Raw genomic sequence first — 25327 nt, forward strand, 5'->3', positions numbered from 1 at the left:
GTTGGTTTTTTGAGGTTTGTCGATCGTCTGAAAGGCGTTGAATGAACCTGTGAGCGACATCACTCCATCGAGATCAGGGTAGTCCCGCGAGGATCCGTAGTCATCGGTATGCAGGCGCTCGAATCGTGAATGCGCAAGAGAATCATGCAGTATCGAGGATTGGAGTTGGGATCATGAAGGACCCCTTTCACATTGTGCTGCCGTTACTGTGTCTGTTCGTTTCCAATATACCTTTGAACGGCTCTCCGGAGCCTTCGCGGATCCAGTGGGAGCCGTTGGCCTCCAGCCATCTGCTGCGAGGTGTCTCACCCACCGCGACCCAAAAAGAGTCCGTCCTTCGGCTGGCGCCGGGTGAAGAGACCCTGCTTCGTTTGAGCCGCGCGGACCTGCTCCGGGTGGAGCTGCACCAGGGTGCCTGGGCGCCGGACGAGCGCGCCGAAGATGGCCTGAGCATGTGGGTCGGCGATGAGGACGGCCTCTTCGCACGGCAGCGTATCGATGCCCTTCGCGGGGGAGCCTTTTCCAAACAGCTCGGGAAAGGCCATGTGTTGCTGCGCCAAGGCCGTGACAGCAAAAAAACCGCCCGACTGGTGCTGTTTCGCGGTCGGTCGATCGGCTTCCTGGAGGGGCTACATTGGAACCCTGTCGCACAGCCGTCGCCCAAAGGGTATCTGGGAACCGAGGATGGACCGGGTACACGCCTCTATTCCGCGATTTCCACCCAACGCCCGATGGTCCTTTCGGTGGAAGGACCCGCGCGATTGCGCTTGGATAGCCGGGCCCTGTTTCCCAACGGTGGAAGTGGCGCGTCCTACGATCTACTGATTCACGTGGACGGTGAGTGGCGCGAACGATTGGTGTGTTACGGGTCGCAGTCGTCTTCGCTGACCTGGCGGGACGAAACGGGCCGAACCGTGGGTGTCGGTTCACTTCAGCGGGGTTACCTGACGTTGCCCGAGGGTGTTTTTCAAGTGAGTGTCACACCCACCAGCGATGTGTTGTTGAACCTCTCCAAACAGGGTGGGCCGCCCCTGCTGCTCGATCGAATCAACGGCGTGGTCCGCGATGTGCCGGCCCCCCGCGTCGAGGACGATCTTCGCAAATGGGTGGTCCGGCCCGAGTCCGATCACCAGAAGCGCGTCCGCGAGGTTTTCGATCTGGCCCGGAACGACGAGGTACGTGAAGCCGGTCTGGCGGCAGCGGCCTTGCTGGACCAAATGGTGGTACAACACGGTGGCGACGGCGCCTGGCACCTTTGGGCCCATGAATTCCGCCAACGCTGGACCCATTTCCGCACCTACCTGCCGGAGCGTGCGGATCGGCTGGAACCTCTGGATTCGGACAAGTTCCCGAACCTCCAGTTGGCTCATGGATCGGGAACCCTCGAGTACCGTATCCCGGCTCTGCCGTATCCCACCGAGGTACGGCTCCACGTTCGGCCGCGCCAGATCGGGGAAGCGATCGAAGTCGGTGCCGTGTTCGGCGATGCGGAACCGATTTCGTTGCGTTTGGATCCGAACCACGCGACCGATGATTTCGGGGGCTCCCGTCCGGTCAGCCTGCGCATGCGCGTACCCCCAGGCGTGACGCGTGTCGCCTTGACGTTGCCGAATTCGGTCGGCGTGGCCTTTCAACTGGCCCACGGTCGCACACCGCGCCTGGATGAACGACAACTGCATTGTTACCGCGAGCTGTTGGGCGAGGCGCCACTGGGATGGTTTCTCGATGGGCGCCCGACCGATGGCGAATCCACTCCCGAGAGCCTCGCGGCGAGACTCCTGTCCCGACACTTCAGTCACTTGGCCGAGTGGCTTGGTATCCGAGAAACGGACTCCCGGCATTCGGCGACCGCGCATTCCGTGACCGACCTCGACGCGGCCTCCGCGACCCGGTTACGCAATCGAGCCGCGAGCCTCGAGCGGTCGGGGGACTCGATGGGTGCCCTAAAAATTCGTCGGGACCTGGTCCTGCTCGGTGGCAGGGAAGAGGACCGGCTGAACCTCGCCCATGTGCTCACGGACTTGGGCGAGCACTATCTCGCGGAACGACAACTCAAGTGGTTGGTGACCCACGCGGACGCCGCGGAGGTGCGCCGTCGTGCCGTCGACACGCTCGAAGTCCGCTACCGGCGCTTCGACCAGGGGCGTGGCCTGCTCTCGCTCCATGCCGCTCACTTCCGACGTGAAGGTGATGTGGCCGCCTTGCGTCGCTTGACCGCGGTACTCTCCGAGCGCGGGGAGTTCCGACTGGCCCAGGACGCTCTGGCCCTCGACGATGCCCCGGATCCCGAACTGGCCGCCGGCGTCGCGCTCGCCAACGAATCGTGGTCCGCTTTCACTCGCGCGCTGTCCCAAATGGACACTGCCTCCCGTGCTTTTTGGCGAGGTCGGCGAGCGCTTGAAGACGGTGACGAGACCAAAGCCATCGAATCCTTCATCGCGGCCGGTGCTCGCGGCCAGGCTTGGGTTGCCTATCTCCAGGGTGACGCCGAAATCCGGCAGAAGTCCACGCAAACCGTGGAACAGGCCTTTGCCGCCCTTCTGGCCGACGAGGCCCATCGGGCCACCCATCCCGGTGAACGGGGCTGGGTGACCGATTTCGGCCTCGCGAACGGCTACGCGGAGAGCAGAACCCTCTATCACCGGCGCCTGAACCGCTATCGCCAGGTCCTGCGCGCCACGGAGGATCGGCCCTTGACCTTGCGGGTCGACGGGCCGGCCAAGTTGCAACTGGCCCTGCGCCACCATCTCGAAGAGGACGAGGCCCCTCGGCCGGACAGCGGTTGTGCCTTGTGGGTCGACGGTGGCGTCCATTGGATTCAGATGCACCGCACCGAGCGATCGCAGGCCTATCAGGTTCTCGGTGAGTCGAGCCGAGTCGGCACCAACGCGTTCCACGAGGTGGATCTGGGGCCCGGCCATCACGAGCTGAATCTAAGGGTGACCGGTACGCCGGTTTTGGTCCGCGTGAGGCGCCGGGACGTTCGGCACCAACCGGCCGAGAGCCGTACCTTGCGCCGGCCTGGCGTTTTCGAAACCTGGAGTGCACGTGGCCACGCCGCCGATTGGCAATCTCTGGCGCCCGATCTCGTCGCCGCCTACCTCCTGCGAAAGCCCGAGCTGACCGATCATGAGCGCGCGCGGCTGGCCGAAACTCTCGAAACCCTACCTCCGGCCCAGCAATCGACGGCCGCCTACCGCATCGCTTCCGGGTCGGATGCCGCGGGTGGGATGCTTCGCCCCGACCAGCATCCACAAAGGCTGATGGCGCTCGATCTGGCGCGAAAACGGATGTTCGCACCTTCGGATGTGATCGACCCCCATCGCCAGATGCAGGGGCTGCTCTACCTGTTTCGCGAACCCGACCTGAAGCAGCGGGCGCTGGTGCGAGCCGCGGCCCTGAGCGATGCCTTCCGAGACGACCCGCGCCTGGACCCGCTCTTCGCCGCCTTCAAACGCGAGACCATCTGGCAGGTGCTGCGATCCGTCGACGACTATGCCGGGATCCGGCCGATCGACGCCCAAGCGCCCGCGGCGAACCAGTTCCTCCGCGTTCGCGATATCTTGCTCGGCGATCCGGAACCACGCGTCGTTCGGTTGTGGGATCGGCAGTCGCTGTTCCTCACCGCCGGTCGGCGCGGGTTCACGTTTCCCAAATTCCGGGCGCGCACCGTGTTTCCGCTGATGTCCAAACCGATCACGATGCACTACCGGTTCGACCGCGGCGCGCGCCATCAACTGGTCTTGCCGCCGGGCGACGGGACCTGGCAGGAAGCCGGGATTTCGGTACCGCCCGGCGTCGCGCAACTGGAAATCACGGTGGCCGAGGCGCCCGCCAACCAGGCGTTGGAAATTTTGTGCGAACCCGACAGGGTGCGCTGCGCTCCCGAAAGGCCCCGCAACTTCATGGCCGCCACGCGGGGTCAACCGTTGAAACTCAGGCTCTTCGAGCCCACCTGGTTGCGGGTGGAGACGTTGGTCGGCAGGAACCCCGTCACCAGCTACCGTTTCATTCAAGACACGCCCACGACCCTGATCCTGAAGCCCCGCGACGGCGAGCGGCAGAGCTTTTATCGGCTCGCCACCCGCCGTTTTCGCCGTGAGGAAGATCAGCGTCCGGCTTCTCTGGAACGCATGGACCTCTACGCGGCTCGCCCCTTCTTTCAGGTGGCCCCTCAAACCTTCGACTTCGATCGGTGGGAACCCGAGTTTCGGCAGGGTGAAGTGGGTCCCGACAAGACCTGGGACCTTCAGGTCGGTGCGCGCCGCCGTGAACAGCCACTGGACGAAGAACGCCCGGACGGCAAGGACGAGTTTCGCACCGTTCAACTGGATTGGCGCTCGCGCGACCACCTCGATGCCTGGCGTTTCCGGCTGATGGCCCGTCAACGCGAATTCGACAACCATTCGCTCGGGCTTGAGGGACTGCACGCGATGCCGCTCTGGGGCGGGAACCTGAAGACTCGGGCGCGCCTGTTCGGGCAGCGCGTCACGTTCCAAACCGCGAGTCAACCGGATCGAAACGAATGGTCGGCCGATCTACAGCTCACTTGGAACCGCTACTTTTCGTTGCCGGGACGGTGGCGCCATCGTTTCCAGGCACAGGCCTTCGGCCGCCACCTCAGCCTGGACCAGATGCCTCGGGACATCCGCGGCGCGGTGGATTTCGACGTGTTCACGCGCTACAAGGATCAACACAAATCCGGTTTGCGCCTGAATGAACGCTTTTATTTTCAGCCCTATGCCGACGCTCGCCTGACGTTCGACCTGAACCTCACCACCAATCCGGATGTCTTCGACGATGTCGATTCGATGGGTTACCGCGTCGGTTGGGATCAATTGATCGGTCCCTTGGAGGCTTCCGTGTTCAGCAGTGGCCGCCATTTCGGCAAGGACGAGCACCGAACCCGCGCCTATTGGCGCCAGCGCCACGGAATCGATTTGCGCTGGCGGCGCCAACAGCGCGGTGCGCGCCGTCTCGAAGCCGGGATCCGCTTCCAGATCACGGACGCGGAGAGCCGGGGCTGGTCGATCTATCTCAGCCGGCTCTGGGGTGCACGCGGCGATTACCGGCATTACGCGGCCGGCGACGTCATGTTCCGTGGGTTGAAGAGCGAGCACAACGCTCGTGTGGAGGCACGCCTGTGAAAACCGAAACCGTCTTCCAATGGCTGAGCCAGGACCTGAGCGAGCTCGAGCTGCACATGCAGCGTCCGGCGTTGACGGCGCTTGCCGGTGACTTCCTGCGTCACCGCGAGCATCGGCCCGAGCGGGATCGGGAGCCCGACCCGGTGCTGGCGCTGCTGTATTTCCTGCGCGCCCGGGTTCAAGCCATGCCGCAACGGATCCTGCAGTTGAACCAGCGTTACGAGGTGTTCAGCCGACGGTACCATGCGGCCACGGCTTGGCAGCGCCGGCAACACCTGTTGGATTTCGCACGAGACCTGGGAGCCGATCGGCGCCAACTCAAGGCCGATGCCCGTGCGATCGGACGCCACCTGGATCACGAGGCGCTGGGGGATCGCTACCGGCGTCGGCGATCCGATCTGGAGCACCAGTGGGTGTGGTTGATCGGCCGGCTCGGCGCGTTGGCGGCACCTTGGTACGGTGCCGCCGGGCAACGGGTGGAGGACCATTGGTATCCGTTGAGCTGGGAGCAAATGCTCCATCAGGCCCAAGCCTATCGCGACAATCCCGAAGTGGTGACGGCGGCCTTCGAGGTCGTCGCCGACATGGTGGTGCGCATGCCCGTGGAAGTCGCCCACGGGCTGTTCGATCAGCGCGCCAAGGTCGCTCTGGCGGGCTACGCCGGGCACGGCGATCATCCGTTGTGGGCACGTTGCGCCTGTCTGCGTCTGGTCGCGACGCTCGACGGCGATCGATTCATGGACCTCGCCTACGATGTGTTCGCCACACCGGATCTCGATGACATGCGCTTCCTACGGGCGCGGGTCCTTTCGCTGCTGCCCCAGGTCGATCGCATCGATGCGCGCGGTTGTCTCGTGCGCAAGGCCCTCGAGGACCCCAGCGAGCACGTGCGGCAGGCCTGTGTCTCGAGTCTGGTTCGTCAGCCGTTGGCGGTGATCGCCGACCGCTATCCGGCCTTGCTGTTCGATGACGAGGCGGAATCGGTGGCCGGTCGTGCCGTCTTGGGGTTGGTCGAGCTTGCCGAACGTCGAGAAACCCGTCCCTGGGCCCTGCGGGCGCTGCTGCGGGCGATCGGCACCTTCGACCGTGGGTTCCCCGCCACTGCGGCCTTGGCCGCCTGCGTCCCGATGGTGGCGGTTTGGCGGCGTCGGCAGGTGGATGCCGTCGGCGACGTGGTGGCACTGCTTCAGGGCGCGGTGGTTCAGGCTCGGGAGAGCTATGTCGAAGAGGCGCAGCGTCGCAAGGCCGGCATGGTGTTCGAAGCGCTGTGGTGTGAAGGAAACGAGGTGGTTCGGGCCATTCGCGATCGGTTGCGGGAGCTGACGCACGGGCTGGCACCGGGCAAGCGGATAAGGATTCCGCGCGAGTGGTGCGGGGAGCACATGCGTCCGGACCTCGTTCGCATCCTGGCGGTTCTGGTTCAGGATGACTACGGCTTCGATCTGGAGGGGTGTCGCGGTCGTTGGTATGTGCGCAAGGGGCCGGTCTTCGGATTCCGTTGGTGGCGGTGGTGGCACGAACTCACCCATCCCGCGACCGACAAGCGCCAGGGGCACCGCCACACCGTGGGGCGCCTGTCCTTCGCCGAAACGCGCGTACCCAGTGGGCTGATGGCGGAGTGTTCCCCGACCAAGGTTCCCGGGGAACCGCTGCTGATTGCCGGCGAAGGAGACTGGCGGCCCTTCCTGCCCCTTCCCGACGATGTGCTTTCCTGTCTGGACCTCGGGATGGGACGCCATCGCGTGCAGTTCCACTGTAGCGAGGGGCTCGTGACGCTCACCGCACCCGAGCGGTTATGGAGCCGCGTGCGTGCGGCGTGGAAGCTGACGCGGGGATTCGCCCACTATGCTCGATTGAGGAATTGGCAGGAGTGCGATGGCTTCGCGCCCAACGCCTATGCCCAGGCGCTCCGCAAGTTGGGTTTTCACCTTTCGATCGAGAGTGGCGATACCCGCAAGCCGGTGGATTCGGGCGTCGCCCGCTTTTTCGCGGCCGCGACACCCGCCATGGGCCTGTCGGAACTCTGGACGAGCTTCAAGGAGTACGCGGTCCAAATCTATGAAAACCAGCTTTGGGATCTCACACTTTTTTGCCTGCTGGTACTCGCGCTGTTTCTGGCCCGTCATGCCTGGTCGTTCTATGCCATCCGTCGTGCCCGCAAACGCATCGGCCTCGTGATCGGTGGTTGGGGCACACGCGGAAAATCAGGGACCGAGCGCCTCAAGGCCGCGCTTTTCAACGCCATGGGGAAACGGGTCTTCTCCAAGACCACCGGTTGCGAAGCCCGGTTCATCTTCGCCGACACCTATGGCCGGCAATGGGACCTGCCGTTGTTTCGGCCTCACGGAAAGGCCTCGATCTGGGAGCAGGGCGAGGTGGTCAAGCAGGCGGCGGCCATGGGGACCGATGTATTTCTCTGGGAATGTATGGGTTTGACGCCCGAGTACGTGCGCACGTTGCAGCGCGGTTGGATGCGCGACGACCTGGCGACCATCACCAACACCTATCCCGATCACGAAGATTTGCAGGGCCCTTCCGGATGGGATGTGGCCCGCACCATCTCCATGTTCATTCCGGAACGCTCCCGTCTCTTTACCAGCGAGACCCAAATGAAGCCGTTGCTCGAAACCGAGGCGGCGCGCAAGCACAGCCAATTCGACCACGTCGGCGAGTTGGACGTGGGCCTGCTGCCCCAGGATCTGCTGGACCGCTTTCCCTACGCGGAGCACCCGAACAACATCGCCCTGGTGTTGCGCATGGCCGAAGCGCTCGGACGCCCGCGCGATTGGGCGCTCAAGGCGATGGCCGATCGCGTCGTGCCCGATGTGGGCGTGTTGAAACAGTTTGCCGCGGCGCCGGTGGAGGGACGCCGTCTGGTCCTGATCAACGGGATGTCGGCCAACGAGCGCCTGGGAGCCCTGACCAATTGGCGGCGGCTCGGGTTCGACAAGCTGGATCCGGTGAAGAACTGCGACATCTGCGTCACCCTCCTGGTCAACAACCGCGAGGATCGCGTGGCTCGCTCCCAGGTGTTCGCCCAAATGTTGGTTCGCGACATGCCCGCCGACCACGTCGTGCTGGTCGGTTCCAACCTGCGTGGGATGCAGGGCTTCATCGACGCGGCCTGGCAGAGTTATCGCCAGGAGCTCTCCCTGTGGGACGGCGAGCGCGAGGCCGTCGCGTGTGCCCAGCGACTGGCGCGCCGTTTTCGCCTGGCGGTGGACGAAGCGATGGTGCGGGGAAGGCTCGCCGTTCAGTTGGCCGGCTTGGGCATGGCCGAATCGATGCGGGCTCGGGCCCTCGATCTGTGGAACCGGGATGACGCCTTGGCCGCCCTGATCGCGGAACACGTCGATGCCGATCGGGCCGCGTTCACGATGGCCTGCCACCGCGAGCTGATGCAGGAGTTTCGCGGGTGGAGCGAGATACGGGCCGCGTTGGCACGGGGCGACTCAGGAGATCGGGCCTTGGAACAACGGTTTTTCGATTGGGTTCGGGCCGCCTTGGTTCGTCGCCTGACGGTGATCGACGATCCGGCGGTGCAGGGCGGCGCCATCATCCAACGCATTCACGCCATGACGCCGATCGGCATGGAGAACCGGATTCTTGGCGTGCAAAACATCAAGGGACCGGGACTGGCCGTCATCGAGCGCTTCCAGAAGTGGGAGGAAACGGCGGCCACGTGCGCGCTGCTTCAGGCCGACGACCGGGCCAAGGTCCTGCAGGGCCTCTCGCAATTGCAGGAGCGCGACGAGGTCGGCTTTCTCGGCAGGCCCTCGGTCGCCGAGGCCATGGCGGCGATTCGTCTCGAGGCATGGGATGACGAGGTGCGCCGGAAATGGAACCAGGTGCACCGAACCTTCGCGGAGAACCGCGCGGCCGGCTCCCGGAAACGCCGCGAGAACGGCGATGCGGCCCGCTGGCTGATGGCGGGGTTGCGTTGGTTTGAAGCGTTGTTCGAGGCGGGCCAGGCCGTGAAACGGCGGCGACGGGCGCAGGCGATCTACCGAGATCTGGCCGACGAACGGATCGGTTACCAGCGAGCGATCACCGAGCTGACCCGAATCAACCGCGATCAGGAGCCCGATTGGTTGTACCGGCGCCTGACGGCCTTTTCGCCGTTCGCGGCGGGTTCGCGCGGCGGCAAGCGGCGGCGTTTGCCGATCGAATCGGTCAGGAGCCTGTGGCCGATTTCGCGCGGCTAGGAGGGTTTCGAGCCAATCGTTCGATCGACGTCAATCCAAGCTTTTGAGCCCGCCCGATTCGAACCAGCGCTTGTCGGCCGTGACCGATTTGGCGACCACCGCACCAATGCCCGATTTGGTTTCTTGCCAGACGTCGTCGTTCAACAGGCGGCGATGGAAAAGCAGGTGGCGGATATCCATCACCTGGCCGATATCTTCGAGCAGCTTCAGCACCAGGCGAATGGTGTCCACCTCGCCGATTTGGATCACCGCATCCAGCGACTGGCGCACCAGGTCCGGGCGTTCGTCGGCCAGGATCGGCAAAACCGCCTCGCGCACTTCTTTCTTGGGGTGGGCGATGATGGCTCGGAGTTGATCGTCACTGACCCGACCAAGCGAACCCATCTTTTGAAGTGCGCGCAGGAGTTGCGGTTCCAGGCCCTTGTGGGTTTGGATCGCCAGGGCCAATCGGTCGGCCAGATCCTTGTCCGTCGAGGCGGCCAGACCTTCGACGATACAACGCCATTCGCTTTCGTCGAACTCGTTCTTGGGTTTGCCGAACTGCTCGATCAGGTAATCCTCGATCCACTTTTCACCGGTGGGCGCCGTGCTCAATTCGGCCAGCATGGTCTGGCGCACGTTGAGGTAGCAGCGGTAATCGAGCAGCAGCGATTCGAGCACCTCGCGATCCTTGAGTTGCGGCAGGCAGTCTTTCCAGAAATCGATGTCTTGGCCGCATTGATCGACGATGACGCCGAACTCGGTCACCAGCCGGCGCCACTCGGCACCGTCGGCCTGATCGCCGGGTGCGAGCAGGCGCTCGTGGAGAAAGTGCAGGTTCTGCAGGTGCAGCTCCCAGAATCCGATCAGCTCGGCCTCCAGGAAGGTGCGTAGGTGGCGATTGGCGAGCGGCACGAAATCGATGCGCCGGCAGTACATGTCGAACTGTTTGTTCTTTTCGTCCAGGGACTTGAGCAGATTGCCCAGCTTCTTCAAGATCAGGCGCATGGTGACCGCACGGTTCTGGTCCAGGTTGCCGTAGACCCGTTGGGCGAAGGTCAGCCATTCCTGCATGCCGTTGCGCATGCGCGCCAGCCGCAGGCGAATGTCTTCCTTCGCGTTTTCGCCGAACAATTCCGCACTCTGGCGTGTGACCGCGGCGAGGCCGCGTCGCCAGTTCTTTCCGGTACGGGTCCAGACTTTGGCGGCCCAGTCTACCTGTTGATCCAGTTTCAGGTCGATGATCAGCGATTCGTTGCGCGCACTCAAGTTGGACTGGAATTCTTCCAACATGGTCAACCAATCCGGTTGAGGCTGGCGCGATTCGAAAAACGCGGTCAGGTACTCCGTCGTCCACAGCACCTCCGTGTTCGAATCGGTGACGGCCGGCATGCTGTAGCCCGGGGGAAGCTGGCTTTCGTCGCCTTGATTCAGGTGGCACCGCAGCAGGACGGCGCGGGCTTCCCAGGGTTTGTCCTCGCCGGATCCCTTGCCGTTGAGTTCCGTCAGGGCGTTGGGCGGGCCGGCCATGAGCAACAGCCGTTTGGCGTTGCGCCGCACGATGTCGTCCTCGTCGTGGAGGGCCATCATCATCAGAGGGTAGTCCTCGGGTTGCAGCAAGGCCACGCCCAGCTCCAACAGGTCGTCCGGGAGCGGGTACATCTCGGCCAGTCGGGGCCACAGCTCGGCGAAGAAACCCTTCGGTGCGTATTCGCGCAAATAGTTCAGGACGTGGATGTTGCGTGGTGCGGCCACTTCGCTCGCCTGACTGGTGTAGTAGGTGTCGAACACCCGCAGCGACAGGCGGGTCAGGTTCTCGGCCGTGATGCCCGGCAGATGGGCCATGACCGGTACGACCAGGTTGGGATTGAAGCCGGAGCTCGTGTCGTCGGAGAGCATCAGCACTTCGCCGAGGGCCTCGACCCCCTCTTCGATCCGCAACAGTTGGGAAACCAGGCTTACCACGTAGGTGAACGAGCCGTGGTCCTCGCGTGGGTCGGTGTGGTCCATCATGGCATGCCACTTCTTGAGCAGGCTGGCGGTGTCCAGCTCGTCGACGGCCCGCAGCCAGTCCAGGAACCCCTCGCGCAGGTCGCTGGATTCCTCCTGGAACATGAAATGTGTGTAGTGTTTGCTTTGGGGGGCGAGCCGCCAACCGCGGCAGAGACCCAGCAACGCCGAACGCACCCGCACCGGCTGTTGGGTGGAAGTCACCAGGCGCAGTGCTTGGCGCGAGACCTTGGCGATCGAGCGGGCGCCCAGGTCGCCGGGTTCCATGCGCGTCAGTTCGGCACAGATGCCGGCGAGCAGGTCGGGCTCGTCGCTTTCACCGAAACTGTGCAGCAGCAACTCGAGAAAACCGCTGTCGCCCAACTTGCGGCGCAGCAGGTTTTCCCACCAATGGGCGGGGAAGCCCTGCTTGAGAGCGCAGAGGTAGACGATGCGGAGCTGGTCCGGTGGCCAGGGCAGGATCTTGCGATAGCGAAAATACAGTTCCAGGTGGAAGAGGTTGAGCGTCAGCGCTTCGGCCTTCTGCAGGCGCGTCAGACGCTCCAACCTGCCGTTGAGGCGCAGGATCAGCGCGTCCAGGCCGAGGTGTCGGGCGATGTGGGGTTTGAGGCAGTCGTGACGCAGGCGGTAGGATTCCGAATCGGCCTCGAACCGCAGAAATCCCTGGGCACACCAATCTTTGCAGAGTTGCTCGAGCTCTTCCTGGCTGCATTCCAAGCCCGAAAACACCCAGAGGATCTTTTGCTTGGACAGCAGGTGGTTGTTCCGATCCGGATCGACGAGGCGCGCCAACACCATTTCGCTCAGGTGTCGCCGGCCGCTGTCGTAGTGGCCGAAAATCGATTCGAAATAGCGGTTGAGGAGACCGGTCGCCCCACCGCGGGTGCGGTAGAAATCCAGGCTCGGTTCCGTGCCGGCGGCGATCGCCTCTTCCACCAGCCGGTGGCCGACCAGTTGGATGTCGGTCAGGCGTGCGCGCATGTCGCCGCCCACGTCGGGCTGGGCCAGGTCGTCGTAGATCTTTTTGCCCAGTTGGCCGTCGGGCGGGAGGCCGACCGATTCCAGGGTGGCGTCGAACATGTAGCACATGTGCTCCAGATCCATGTGCTTCAGGTGATACGCGTTGTTCAGCAGGGACGGGATGTGGGTCGCGTGGGCGTGGAGTTGGGCCAGGTATCGCCAATCGAGGGAACACAGCACGTGCATGCGGTCGTTGCCGATTTCGATGTTGCCCAGGAATTTGAAGAACCCGCGCCGTTCCTCCTCCGGGAAGCTATGGCGGAACAGACGTTCCAAATCGTCGAAAATCAGGACCACGTTGTGGTTGCGTTCGATCGTGAAGGCGCGCAGAAATTCGGTGATGCTGATCCAACTGACCTCTTTGATTTCGCGAAGCCAGCGTTGCCAGTTCTCGTCGAGCAGGGTGCGAAGGCTGTCCGCGAAGCGGTTCAGCAGGTTCGGCCCGCAGTCGGTTTCGATGATGAAGAGATCTTCGCGATCCGAGATGGCGGGCACCAGGCCGGCATCGATCAGCGAGGTCTTGCCGCAACCCGATTCGCCATAGAGTAGGGTGGCGTGTTGGTTGAGCACCAACTGCGTCAGCTTGCGGGCTTCCGAGTCGCGACCAAAAAAGGTCTCGCGGCTCACTTGTGAAAAAGGGTCCAAATGCCGGAAGGGATTGTTCGTCGAGTTACGTGCAACCATGCGGGTTCCGTCCGAAATCAGCCGAGATCCGCCGCTCTTGGGGTCGAGTCGGGTCTCGTCGGCTCACCATATGAATTGGGATCGTGAAGTAGGTTCCGTCATTATGCCATATCGGTTGCAGTTGCGACGGCTCAAATTTTTGCGGCGTGGACCGCTCCTGAAATGGGAAGATTCGCCCCGAAAAGCCGCCTGTACGCAAAGTGTCGTGTCCTCCGCAATCTCTCGTCGCGGCAAGCCGAAGGGGGATCGTTCGAGGCCCCGCGAGCCGAGCGGGACGGCGTACGAGGCCGGAAAGGGCCGGTGGGTTCATCGGGCGAATGAACGAGCCGAAGTGGTCCCGAGAAGCTTCTCCTCGATTGGTTGCTCGCGTTCCTGGCCTCGAAGGCGACATCTCGAGTCATGATGACTCCCGAATTCAAAGAGATGTGTCGCATCTACGCCAAAGCGGCGTATCCTCGCGATGTTCAAATTCCGTGACGGGGGGAATTGTCTCGACACCGATTTCCAAGGTATGGTTGTGGCAAACCAAGGTGTGCGATCCAGAGCGTCGCGGTTTCCATTTCGGCCGATGTGCGTGTCTCCCCCAGACTTTTCACTGCCCGGAGTGCCGCGTGCGCGACATGGGTGCCTCTCGGACGGACGAGCTCTCGAGCTTTCATCGCCGGATTTTCCGGAACCGTATCCAGCCAGGGGTGTCCCGAGCAAGTCGGCGTATCTGGTTCTCTCTCCCTGTCATGTTTGATTCGAGTTGGGCGTATCGCCCCGTTTTCTGGATTGGTGAATGAGTTCCGCGCGGCCACCTTCACGGGTGGCGGCATTCCCGCGCGTCGCGATGGCGTGGCCGGATGGCGGCGCGCTGTGCCCTTTGAAATCGAAAGGGGTTCACCGCACATTCACGCTGCTTTCATATTCCTCGGTTACAGAATCCATTGAGGCTGCCATGTCCAAGAAGAGAAAAATATCCGCTTCTGCGGCGATGGCCGAGTCCCACGGGCCGGTCTATCGCTTCTTCGAAAAGTTGTTCGGCATCGACCTGCGCGCGCTGGCGGCGTTTCGGGTCGCCATTTCCGGTTTGATCCTGGTCGATCTCGCCATTCGGGTGACCGACCTGCGCGCGTTCTACACCGATGCGGGCGTCCTGCCCCGCGAGTTGCTGTGGGATGCCTATTCCCACCGCTTTTTTCTGTTCTGTCTGCATTCCTATTCCGGTTCGGCCCTATGGCAGGGAGTGTTGTTCGCGGTCGCGGCCATCTTCGCCGTCTGTTTGCTGGTGGGCTACCGCACCCGTTGGACCGGACCCATCTCCTGGCTCTTGTTGATGTCCCTGCAACTGCGCAACCCCATGATCCTTCAGGCCGGCGACACCTTGATCCGCATGCTGCTCTTCTGGGCGCTGTTCCTGCCGATGGGCGCGCGATTCAGCGTCGATGCGGCACTGGACGATTCGCCCAGGCAACCGCCCCGGCGGGTCTTCAACCCGGCCAGCGCGGCCCTGCTGTTGCAGATGTTCATGATGTACTTTTTCACCTACCTGCTCAAAGACGGCCAGAATTGGAAAGACGGCACCGCGCTGTTCTATGCGCTGAGCGTCGATCAGTTCACGCGCCCGCTCGGGCAGTGGATGGTTCAGTTTCACGATCTGAACCGCGTGTCCACCTACGCGACCATCTGGCTGGAGGCGATCGGACCCTTCCTGCCGTTTCTGCCCTTGTTCACCAAATGGTTCCGCGGGTTCGCCATCCTCAGTTTCGGCTCCCTCCACGTGGGCATCGCCATGACCATGGACGTGGGGCTCTTTTCCTATATCTCGCTGATCGGCTGGCTGCCCTATCTGCCGACCGAGTTCTGGGATTTCTGGCAGCGGCGATTCGATACCCGATCCGGTGAAGGGCTGACCCTGTTTTTCGACGGCGATTGCGGCTTCTGCAAAAAGGCGGTGCTCGTGATTCGGGTATTCGCCATGCTGCCCAAGGCCGAGGTCGTCTCGGCCCAAGCCGATCCCGGGGCGGCCGAACTGATGGATGCCCACCATTCGTGGGTCGTGCGTACCCCGGACGGCACCATGCACGTGGAGTTTCCGGCCTTCGTGGCGATCTGTCGGGCGGCACCGTTGTGGCGCTTCGTCGCGCCCATCCTGGCTTTGGGGCCGATGGTCGCGCTGGGGAACCGGGCCTATCGATTGGTGGCCGATCGTCGTCGTCTTTTCAGCAAGATCACCCGTCGCATGAAGTACCGCCCGCGCACCTGGAAGAGCAATCCGGTCGCCCAGGGCTTCGTGGTGGTGTGCCTGGTCTACGTGTTCGCCTGGAACGTGCGCACCGTGGAATTCGACTACTGGGTGAAGTACTTCCCCCGCAGTTGGAACTGGTACGGCAACATGATTCGGCTGGATCAGTATTGGAGCATGTTCGCGCCCAATCCCACCAAAGTCGACGGTTGGTTTTTGATACCGGCGAAGTTGGAGGACGGAACCCAGGTGGACCTGTACGCCGATGGCGGCGAGGTGAACTACGCCAAGCCCGAAGTGCCTTGTTACCAACACAGGAACATGCGTTGGCGCAAATACATGATGAATCTCAAGATTCTCAAGAACAAGCGGCATCGCGAACCGTTTTCCGAATATTTTTGCAGCTCGTGGGACCGGCAAGCCGAGCCCGCCCGTCACGTGACTTCCTTGGAGCTGGTTTTCATGCGCGAGTATTCGAAACCACCCGACATTCCGCCCGACAAACCCCAACGCATCAGCTTGCTGCATTACGAAAGCGGCAGTTATCGAGGTAAACCATGAACGACAGCCGACATTCGGCTTCTCCCCAAGGGACCCGACTCCTGGCGATGGTGGCGGTTCTGGCCCTGGTGGGAGGTCTGGTTTGGTGGCAGTTTCTCCGCGAGCCGGTGCCGGCGTCGCCCGAATCGAACGGCAAGGGGCCCTCGACCGAACAGGTGAATAACGGTGGCGTCGACGGGAAGGGTGACGGCACGTCCTCCTCGACCACCGCCAAGAGCCAGAGGGAAGCGGTGGCCCGGAAACACCAAACCGTGACCGTTCAGGGGAAGGTGGTCTACGAGCGGGGCGGTGTCCCGGCCGTGGGGGCGACGGTGATCATTCGGACCGAAGCCCGCGGGATGGAGGTGGACCGCACCCGCTCCGATGCGGAGGGGAACTTCAGCTTGGCCGGGCCCATGGTCGGTCCCCATGCCTTGTTCGCCTACGATGGCGAGCACGTGTCCTTCGATGGGGGCGAGGCCGGTCACCTGCTGAACATCGCGCCGGGCACCAAGGAGGTAGGGCCGATCAAACTGGTCCTGCATCGCGGTTTGCCGATCGTCGTGATGGTGCGCGATCGAGGCACCGGTGAAGGCATCGGCGGCGCCTCGGTCACGCTCAGCCAAGAATTGACCGTTGCCGCCGAAACCGGCGCGGGTGGCGAAGCCCGGCTCTCGGTGCCGGGCGGGATTTGGCGTCTGGGTGCGGAGGCCGAAGGTTACGCGAGCGAAGAGATGGTGATCCAGGTCCGCAAGGGCAAGAGCAACCGATTTCTGCTGGACCTGAGCCGTTCGGGCCACCTGGGCGGTGTGGTCCTCGACGAGCGTCGCCAACCGGTAGCGGATGCCCGAGTCGTCGTACGCCAGGAATCGCGTGAACTGGTTTTGGCCAGCGACGAAGAGGGCGCCTTCGAAACGGACACGCTCAAGCCCGGCGTGCCGTTTCGGCTGCTGGCGGTCGCGCCCGGGTACGGCGCATCGCAAGATGCGGGGTACGTCATCCCTCGGGACTCGGCATCCCTGGAAGTCGAGCTGGTGCTGCGCGGCACCGACACGCCGCTCGAGCCGCTTGAGGTCGAAGGCGTGGTATTGGACGAAACGGGCTCGCCGGTGGCGCAGGCCCTCGTGAAGCCCTATCCCGATTTGGATGCCTCGATCGCCTCCACGACGACCGACGATCGGGGGCGATTCTTCATCGCCTTACCGCGGGCCACCATTCGCACCGAACTGTGGGTCGAGGCGCTCGGCTACCTGCCGACCCGGGTCGGCCTCAATCCCTATGGCAACCCGCCCGGCGAACAGTTCGTGCGGGTGGTGGTGATGTCCGCCAATACCGCGTCCGGTTACGTTTTCGATGTGGCGGGCGAGAGCATTCAGGGCGCGCGGGTCTGGGCTTCCGCGGAGGGGTTCGGCGGCTCGGCGGCTCCGCTGCCAAGCACCGAAACGACGGTGGACGGCGGCTTCGAGCTGCTGGGTCTGCCTCCCGAGTTCACGATTCACGCTTGGGCCGCGGGTTACGGAACGGTTCAAGCAGGCCCCTTCACCGAACCCATGGACGATTTGGAATTGGTATTGGAGCCGGGTCACGTGCTCGATCTGCGGGTTGCCGAAATGGGTTCCGCCCGACCGATTTCCCAATTCAAGGTTTCCCTGATCGACGATGGCGCGAGTTCCGGCAACCGGGCATCCCAGCCTTTTTCGCGCTTGGCCGACTATCCCGACGCCGGTTTCGCCGCGCTCCTGGCGGGCGAAATCTTCGTCAGCGATGTCCAGGGTCGACTGTACCTGGAGAACCTGCCCTCGGACGTGGTGCTTCGGGTCGAAGTCACCGCCGAAGGCTATTCGCCCTCGCGTCCCCAGGAATTGAAGACCGCGCCGCCCGATCGGGTCCAACCCCACACGATCTTTCTCGATAGGGGCGAGGTCCGGGTGGCCGGCCGCGTGCGCTCGGGTCAGGGGATGGGCGTGCCGGCGGGGCTCTCGCTCTGGCTGGCGGCCTTGCCCGAAACCGTGCCGGCCCCCGATTTCTGGCCGCTCGATCGCGGGGGAGGCGGTGCCGGCGACGCCTACCGGCGCCAGGACCTCGCCACCAACGGGATGTTCTCCTTCGAGAACGTGCCGGCCGATCGCCATCTGGCCCTCGCCGTGTGCGACGGAACGCGACCCCTGGCCATGATGCCGGTATCGATTGAAACTGACTCTAGATCCCACGAAAATATTGACTTCGTGGTGGCGCCCGGGACCGTCGTCGCCATCATCGACCGGGCCAGTTACCCCAACGCCACCACCGTGTCGATCTCGCGCCAGGGCAAACCGCTGGCAACTCAGGACGTGGGTTTCTCCAGCGCCCGCACCAGCCTGACCTTCGAGGACCTGATGCCCTTTACCTACGAGGTCATCCTGGATCGCGAGGACCCCCGGGAGGGGCCCCTGGCTCCAGTGACCGAGGTGGCGCAACTCTCGCTCGGGCAGCGCCATACGGTGGTGTTTCAAACCAAGCCGACGTCCAAGGTGGAGGGCCGCATCACGGTGGACGGCCTGCCCTATGCCGCCAAGCCCGTGTTCCTGTTCGACATGATCGGCAATCCGCCCTTGGAGGCCTATACCGACAATGGCGGCCGGTTCGGATTCGAGACGGTGCCGATCGGCATGCACCTGGTGGTCGCTCCTGGCAGTGACCGCATCGGGCGTCTGCACGATCACGGGCGCAGCGCGACGATTCACGTGACCGAGGCCCCGTTTTTCCAGGAGTTCGATTTCGACGAAACCATCACCGTGCGCGGCAGGATCGTCGATTGTCTGGTGACCCGGGTCCAGTTGCAGGGCCAAAGCGGCAACGCAGCCCGGTTCCTCAGTGCGACCTTGAACGGCGAGGGTTCCTTTGCGATCGGCGGTGTGGCACCCGGTACCTACCGCCTCCACACCGATTGTCCGCCCTCGCCCACCGGGAATCTTATCCCTGTGGGATCGGCGTTCACCGTGCCGGAGGATTCCGACGACATCGACCTGGGCGATATCAGTCCCTTCGCCGATGCCCGTCTGGAGGTGCAACTGCGGCCGCTGACGTCCCACCTGAGCGGCGCCCAGGTCCTCCTCGATGTCTTCGATGGGTCCGGTCGTCTGCTGATGTCCCAGAGCGGGCGTCCGGCGGATGGTGCCATGGTGTTCGCCGGGTTGCCGGATGCCTCGGTGCGGTTGGTGGCCAAGCCCGATGGGGGCCAGCCGTTCCGCCCGGAGCCGGGCGAACAGTGGATCGAATTGCAACGAGGCGAGACCACGGCGATCGAGGTGGCCTTGCGCTCCATCACCCCCTAGTCGGCGGCTCGCCGCAACTGCTCAATCGTCGTGGCTTTGCAGAGTTCCCGTCGATAGGGGGTTTCCGGCAGGATCTTGGTTGGACGGGACTCCTGCACGACGAGGCTTGACCATCGCGCAAATCCCGGGAACGAAACAACGCCGAAAATGGAAAATCTTCTCGAAGTTATTGGGCCCCACTCGGTTTTAGGGCGGTTTGTCACCGCCCTTTCCAGTTCAAATGTCCTGATGCTTGTTTGACCTAGTTCGCCACGATCAGGGTCATGCCGTCGCGGATGGTCAGCATCACCTTGTCGAGGTCGACCTGGGCGCGAACGTGTTCGTTGAAGGCGCAGATCGCCTTCGTGGATTCGTCCTGCTCCGCCGCGTCTTGGAGGACGCGTCCGCTCCACAGCACATTGTCGGCGACGATCAAGCCGCCGGGCCGCATCTTGGGGAGGATCAGGTCGAAGTAGGTGATGTAGCCGACTTTGTCGGCGTCTATGAAGGCCATGTCGAAGGGGCCTTCCAGTTGGGCCAGGGATTCGGCGGCCGGACCCAGTTTGATCTCGATTTTGGAACCGTGGGGACTCTTGTCGAAATAGGTGCGTGCCGTCGCGGCATTCTCGGGACTGATTTCGCAGGTGTACAGCTTGCCGTCCTCGGGGAGTGCCGAGGCCAGCATCAGGCCGCTGTAGCCGGTGAAGGTGCCCACCTCGACGATGCGCTTGGCGCCGCAGATGCGGGCCAGGACCTTGAGGAAGTTCCCTTCGAGCGAACCCACCTGCATTTGCGGCAGGTCCACATGGGCATAGGTGTGGTCCCTGAGTTCGTCCATCAGCGCGGGGACTTCGCGGGAATGTGCGACCGCGTAGGTTTCGAGACGTTCATCTACCAATGTAATCATGGATCCTCCTCGGAATGGAAAATAGGACTTGATATGGGGGACTTTCGTGCTTCGGGCATACCGGGTTCGCGGTCCCTCCGAACCGCCGAATCACACCGGATGGTATGAGCGGGGCCCAGGGGCCGCGGGCGCGGCCGCTGCATCGCGACGAAACGCGCCCGCGCCGGTGTCACGGGATGTCGGCAAGGGCGCGCGATCTCAATTGTCTTTGGCCTTGGGATGGCTCGGGATTTCGAACCAGGGGCCGCGCAGCATTTTCGTCAACATGCCTTTGATGTGGCTGAAATACTCCATGTAGTCTTCCTGGCTGCGACGCAACACCTCGTAGGCCTCCTCGCGGTGATAGATCTCGGGGATCTCCACGGCGCGGCGGGTGGCGCGATCCGAGGACAGGTAGTCGGGCGCCTCCTTGTAGGTCAGGAAGTAGTGGCGCAGGCGGTCGATCAGCGGCTTGGGCAGTTCCTCGATGTCTCGGATGTGGCCGTACAGGCGATCGTCCTTCATCACGGCCACGATCTTGTCGTCCGCTTCGTTGCCGTCCAACATGCGCAGTCCGCCGATGGGGATCGCCTGAAGGAAGAAGTTCCCGTGATTGATGTTCTTCTCCGTCAGGATACAGACGTCGAGAGGGTCGTTGTCGCCCACGATATCGTCGCGTTCGAGCCGCTCGTTGCAGCGTTCGGCCACCTTTTCGGCGCAGTAGGTCTGCGGGATCAGGCCGTAGAGGGTGGGGCAGATGTTGGAGTACTTTTGCGGTCGGTCCACCTTGAGGTGCCCGGTGACCTTGTCCAATTCGTACTTGATGGTGTCGTTGGATACCATCTCCACATAGCAGGTGACCAGCTCGGGCGCGTCGGGCCCGATCGTGACCCCGTGCCAGGGGTGTTGCTGGAAGAGTTGGCCCATCATGTCCCAAATGGGATCGGTCGGTTGTGTCATGATCATTCCTTCAATTTTCGCAAAGAGCGGTTGAGACGATTGCGAGGATGTGAACCATTGTCAAAAGCAGGAGCGCGGAGGCGAGCCGGACCCAGGCTGGCATGGCCGGTCATCGATCGAAAGAAGCTGCGTCGTCCGCGTGACGCCGTGAGACCCTTGTCGGGTGGGCACCTTTTTTCCCGCGCAGTTATAGCACTGAAGGCGGTTGGGCGCCACGTCGGTTTTCGAAGAATGGAGAATTGCGTCGCGGATCACCGGAGAGAAGGGGAAGGGGCGCCGGTGACGTCCGGGATTCTGGGGTTGTGGAGTGGAGGTAATCGTGAGGCGTGCCGCTCTCGCGTGCGGCATCGAGGGGCGGCTGATGGGACTAATCGGTCCGCGCGTCGGGGTCTTGAGTGGCGGATCGGGCCAACCAGTCGACCGGTTTCAGGAAGTCGCGGTAGAGGCGCGCTTCGGGCGTGCCCGGCTCGGGATGGTAGTCGTATTCCCAACGCACCAGCGGCGGTAGGGACATCAAGATCGATTCGGTGCGTCCGCCGGACTGGATGCCGAACAGGGTGCCGCGGTCGAAGAGCAGGTTGAACTCCACGTAGCGGCCGCGCCGGTAGAGTTGGAACTGGCGATGGCGCTCCTCGTAGGCCGTATCGCGGCGGCGTGCCACGAGGGGCAGATAGGCGGGCAGGAAGTGGTCGCCCACCGAGCGGGTGAAACCGAAACAATGGTCGAAACCGCCCTGGTTCAAATCGTCGAAAAACAGGCCGCCGACGCCGCGCGTCTCGTTGCGGTGTTTGAGGAAAAAGTAGCGATCGCACCATTCCTTGAACCGTGGGTAGAAGGCCCCGTCGAAAGGGGTGCAGGCGGCCTGGGCGGTTCGGTGCCAATGCACGGCGTCTTCTTCGAAGGGATAGTAGGGGGTGAGATCGAAGCCACCGCCGAACCACCAGATCGCCGGTGCGCCGGGTTTGGTGGCCGTAAAGAAGCGCACGTTCATATGGGTCGTGGGAATGAAGGGGTTGGTGGGGTGAATGACGAGACTCACACCCATGGCCTCGAAGGCGCGACCGGCCAATTCCGGACGGTGGGCCGTGGCCGAGCCCGGCAGGCTGGCGCCGTGTACTCGTGAAAAATTGACTCCCGCTTTCTCGAACAGGGTGCCGCTCAGGACCCGGGTGATGCCGCCACCGCCTTCGTCGCGGGTCCAGCGATCCTCGGCGAATCGGGCGCCGCCTTCCGCTTCTTCCAGGCCGGCGCAGATGCGATCCTGGAGATCGGTGAGCCAGCGATGGATCGGTTCGGTTTCGATGCGCTCGGCGTGCTTGGGCGATTGGCTGGATGAATGGGTCATGGGCTCCCCCGTGGGTGGTTTCGGCCAAAACTCTAGCGCATCGGCCCGACCCCTGTCCAGGTCACCGGCACCTGGAACGGGGTCCCCGTGACGGGTCTCGCGAATGGTGCAGCCACCGAACCGGGCTGCTTGCAAAAAAGCCGCGAGGGACGGGAACGATCGTGGTAAAACCAGGTAGTTACGACACTCGCGAGACCGATCGGTCGGCGATGGTCGGGTGTCGTGCGATTTCCCTTCAGGAGTGCTGCTCCCATGGTTCTACCCTCCAAGAATACCTGGATTCGCATCGGTGCCGCCTGCGGTTTGCTGGCGGTGGCACTGGGTGCCTTCGGTGCGCACGGTCTCAAGCCGATCTTGCTGGAAAACGGCAACCTGGCCACCTTCGAAACCGCCGCGCGCTACCACCTGATTCACGCCGTCGCCATGCTCCTGCCCTTGGCCTACCGCGATCGCGCTTTGTGTGCGGCTCACTTTTTTCTGTTGGGCCTGGTTTTCTTTTCGGGAAGCCTCTATGTTTTGGCGATCACCGATACCAAATGGTTGGGTGCCGTGGCGCCCATCGGGGGCCTCTCGTTCATCGCGGGATGGGCCTGGATTTTTCTCAAAGGCGGTGTCGCCGAGGACTGAGAAAAACCTGCAGCCCCCTGTTTTTTTTGGATGAAATTCCCATTTTAGTTCCGCACCCCTAGCGCAAATGAGCTAAAATGTGGAAGCGATTCAAGACAAATATTCTCGATTGTGGCTGTTGTGCCAAGTCGCAATGCCTATTTCGCAATTCTCAGCCGAGTTTGCTAGAAAGGAATACCCGTACTTCATGAAACCCAATAACCGGATATTGGTCGTTGATGACAACATATCGATCCACCGGGATTTCAAAAAGGTATTGAGCAACCCACGCGCCGAAGAAAAGCGCAAGTTGGCTCAAATCGAGAAGGGTCTGTTCCAAGATATCGCCGAGGAAGAAGAAGAGAATTCTCTACTGGAATACCAGAATTACGAGGTCGATTCCGCCTTTCAGGGCGAAGAAGCGCTGCAGATGGTGATCAAGGCCCACGAAGAGGGGCGCGGTTACGCCATGGTTTTCATGGATGTGCGCATGCCGCCCGGTTGGGACGGCATCGAGACCATCGCCCGCATTTGGGAGCGTTATCCCGACATCGAAATGGTCATTTGTACCGCCTATTCCGATTACTCCTGGGAAAAGATCTTGGCCCAGTTGGGTACCACCGACCGGCTCTTGTTCCTGCGCAAGCCGTTCGACACCACGGCCGTCAAGCAAATGGCCCTTTCCCAGACCCGCAAGTGGAACCTCTCCCAGCAGGCACAACGCTATGTGCGCCAGTTGGAGAGCGAGATCAAGGAACGCAAGCGCAGTGAAGAACGTCTGCACTACCTGGCCCATCACGACAGCTTGACCAATCTGGCCAACCGCACCCAGTTCTACGAAAAGCTGGTGAAGACACTGGAAGTGGCCAAGGAACACGATTCCAAGTTGGCGCTGTTTTTCGTTGATCTGGACCGGTTCAAGGAAATCAACGACACCCTCGGCTACCACAACGGCGATTTGATCCTCAAGCAGATCGCCCAGCGCCTGCGCAAGGTCATCGGGGATTCGGGCCTGGTGGCGCGTTTCGGCGGTGACGAGTTCGCGGTCCTGATGCATTCCGTCTCGTCCAAGGAGGATGCCGCCTTTCTGGCTACCCGCATTCACGACGTGTTGGAACCCAACTTCAACCTCGAGGACCTGCAGTTGGAAGTGCGCGCCAGTATCGGCATCGTCCTGTTTCCCGATCACGGCGAAGACGCCGACACCCTCATGCGCCGCGCCGATATGATGATGTCCGTCGCCAAGAAGTCCGATCCCGGTTACACCTTTTACGATCCCAAATTCGACCACTACAGTCCGCGTCGCCTGATGTTGTTGGGCGAGTTGCGGCGCGCCATCAACAACAACGATCTGTGTCTGTACTACCAACCCAAGATCTCCTTCGAAACCGGGTACATCATTGGTTGCGAGGCGCTGGTGCGTTGGCATCATCCCAAGATCGGCCGCATTTTTCCCGATGAGTTCGTGCCCTTGGCCGAACGCAGCGGCCTGATCAAGCCCTTGTCGATGTGGGTGCTCAAGGAAGCGCCGCGACAGTGGGAGGAATGGCACAACTTGGGGATCACCATGTCGATTTCGGTGAACCTCAGTGTGCGCGACCTATTCGATTCCCACATTCCCGAAAAGATCGCCGAGATCCTGGACCACCACAACATGCCGCCCGAGATGTTGATCCTGGAAATCACCGAAAGTGCCATGATGGAGGATCCCCAGCAGGCGCGCAGCATTTTGAGCCGCCTGAACGACATGGGCATCAAGCTGGCCATCGACGATTTTGGCACGGGCTACAGTTCCCTGGCGTATTTGAAAAACCTTCCGGTCGACGAGATCAAGATCGACAAGAGCTTCGTCATGGAGCTCGACACCGACGAGGACGACGCCACCATTGTCAAGTCCACCATCGACCTGGGCCACACCCTGGGGCTGAGTGTCACGGCCGAAGGTGTGGAAAAGGGCGAAGGGTGGGAGATGCTGCGCGAGTTGGGTTGTGATTTCGCTCAGGGTTATTTCATGGGGAGACCCATGCCGGTCAACGAATTGACCGAATGGTTGGAGAAATCTTCGTGGGGCTTACGCGCCCACGCCGACAGCGTCAAGGACGGCCCTGGCGGCGTGTGACGCATGGCGTGACGGCTTCAGGGCGAACCCGAACGCCGAGTGGTTCGTCGCGCCCGGTGGGCCCGTTTGGGGATGTCCATGTGCTGGATGAACCTTCGAAAGTGGACCACGCTTCGCTGTTTCAAGAGGTGAAACAACGCAGCCGTTCACGGCCCATCTCTTGCCCAACGGCAAAGCCCTTTTCATTGCTCCAGCGCTTCCTATGTGGGTCGCTCGCGATTTCCGCATTCTAACTTGGGGGCTTTGCGATGTGATGTGATGGGGGCTGCGCTTTTCTCGTCCCAGCTTGGTTTTGGGATTCGGACC

10 protein-coding genes are annotated in these 25327 nt (G+C 62.6%); 6 read left to right on the forward strand and 4 right to left on the reverse strand.

Annotated features, from left to right (window positions below; all coding sequences use genetic code 11):
* Positions 1–173 precede the first annotated feature (173 nt).
* Complete coding sequence (locus J3U87_RS04780) at positions 174–5147, forward strand: hypothetical protein (protein ID WP_237381890.1); 4974 nt, start codon at positions 174–176, stop codon at positions 5145–5147.
* Positions 5144–9352, forward strand: coding sequence for a hypothetical protein (locus J3U87_RS04785; RefSeq protein ID WP_237381891.1), 4209 nt, complete (start codon positions 5144–5146; stop codon positions 9350–9352). Before J3U87_RS04780 ends, J3U87_RS04785 begins: the two co-directional genes overlap by 4 nt.
* A 30-nt stretch (positions 9353–9382) precedes the next feature.
* On the opposite strand, the gene J3U87_RS04790 is transcribed toward J3U87_RS04785, so the two are convergent.
* Positions 9383–13045 (reverse strand): ATP-binding protein, encoded by a 3663-nt coding sequence (locus tag J3U87_RS04790; protein ID WP_237381892.1) that lies wholly within the window; start codon positions 13043–13045, stop codon positions 9383–9385.
* 940 nt (positions 13046–13985) lie between these two features.
* Between J3U87_RS04790 and J3U87_RS04795 the strand changes: the two genes are divergently transcribed.
* Entirely contained in the window at positions 13986–15833 is a 1848-nt protein-coding gene (locus J3U87_RS04795; protein WP_237381893.1) for a DCC1-like thiol-disulfide oxidoreductase family protein, read from the forward strand.
* Entirely contained in the window at positions 15830–19126 is a 3297-nt protein-coding gene (locus tag J3U87_RS04800) for a carboxypeptidase-like regulatory domain-containing protein (RefSeq protein ID WP_237381894.1), read from the forward strand. The genes J3U87_RS04795 and J3U87_RS04800 overlap by 4 nt, the downstream gene beginning before the upstream one ends.
* Positions 19127–19367: 241 nt before the next feature.
* Here the strand turns inward: J3U87_RS04800 and J3U87_RS04805 are convergent, their stop codons facing one another.
* From J3U87_RS04805 to hemF, 3 genes are all read right to left on the reverse strand, one after another.
* On the reverse strand, positions 19368–20012 hold the full coding sequence (locus J3U87_RS04805; RefSeq protein ID WP_237381895.1) for an O-methyltransferase: 645 nt from the start codon (positions 20010–20012) through the stop codon (positions 19368–19370).
* 198 nt (positions 20013–20210) lie between these two features.
* Complete coding sequence (locus J3U87_RS04810) at positions 20211–20951, reverse strand: inorganic pyrophosphatase (protein WP_237381896.1); 741 nt, start codon at positions 20949–20951, stop codon at positions 20211–20213.
* A 367-nt stretch (positions 20952–21318) separates the two neighbouring features.
* A complete protein-coding gene (gene hemF / locus J3U87_RS04815; protein ID WP_237381897.1) occupies positions 21319–22296 on the reverse strand; it encodes an oxygen-dependent coproporphyrinogen oxidase in 978 nt (325 codons plus the stop codon).
* Between the two features lie 252 nt (positions 22297–22548).
* Between hemF and J3U87_RS04820 the strand changes: the two genes are divergently transcribed.
* A complete protein-coding gene (locus J3U87_RS04820; protein WP_237381898.1) occupies positions 22549–22923 on the forward strand; it encodes a DUF423 domain-containing protein in 375 nt (124 codons plus the stop codon).
* Between the two features lie 187 nt (positions 22924–23110).
* A complete protein-coding gene (locus J3U87_RS04825) occupies positions 23111–25021 on the forward strand; it encodes a two-component system response regulator (protein WP_237381899.1) in 1911 nt (636 codons plus the stop codon).
* Positions 25022–25327 lie beyond the last annotated feature (306 nt).

Source organism: Sulfidibacter corallicola (genome assembly GCF_017498545.1).
GTDB classification, from domain to species: domain Bacteria; phylum Acidobacteriota; class Holophagae; order Acanthopleuribacterales; family Acanthopleuribacteraceae; genus Sulfidibacter; species Sulfidibacter corallicola.

What these genes read in the sequence shown, in the direction of transcription:
- J3U87_RS04780 (WP_237381890.1), top strand. Translation starts at nt 174, where the DNA reads ATGAAGGACCCCTTTCACATTGTGCTGCCGTTACTGTGTCTGTTCGTT.
- J3U87_RS04790 (WP_237381892.1), bottom strand. Translation starts at nt 13,045, where the DNA reads ATGGTTGCACGTAACTCGACGAACAATCCCTTCCGGCATTTGGACCCT.
- J3U87_RS04795 (WP_237381893.1), top strand. Translation starts at nt 13,986, where the DNA reads ATGTCCAAGAAGAGAAAAATATCCGCTTCTGCGGCGATGGCCGAGTCC.
- J3U87_RS04800 (WP_237381894.1), top strand. Translation starts at nt 15,830, where the DNA reads ATGAACGACAGCCGACATTCGGCTTCTCCCCAAGGGACCCGACTCCTG.
- J3U87_RS04805 (WP_237381895.1), bottom strand. Translation starts at nt 20,012, where the DNA reads ATGATTACATTGGTAGATGAACGTCTCGAAACCTACGCGGTCGCACAT.
- J3U87_RS04810 (WP_237381896.1), bottom strand. Translation starts at nt 20,951, where the DNA reads ATGACACAACCGACCGATCCCATTTGGGACATGATGGGCCAACTCTTC.
- hemF (WP_237381897.1), bottom strand. Translation starts at nt 22,296, where the DNA reads ATGACCCATTCATCCAGCCAATCGCCCAAGCACGCCGAGCGCATCGAA.
- J3U87_RS04820 (WP_237381898.1), top strand. Translation starts at nt 22,549, where the DNA reads ATGGTTCTACCCTCCAAGAATACCTGGATTCGCATCGGTGCCGCCTGC.
- J3U87_RS04825 (WP_237381899.1), top strand. Translation starts at nt 23,111, where the DNA reads ATGAAACCCAATAACCGGATATTGGTCGTTGATGACAACATATCGATC.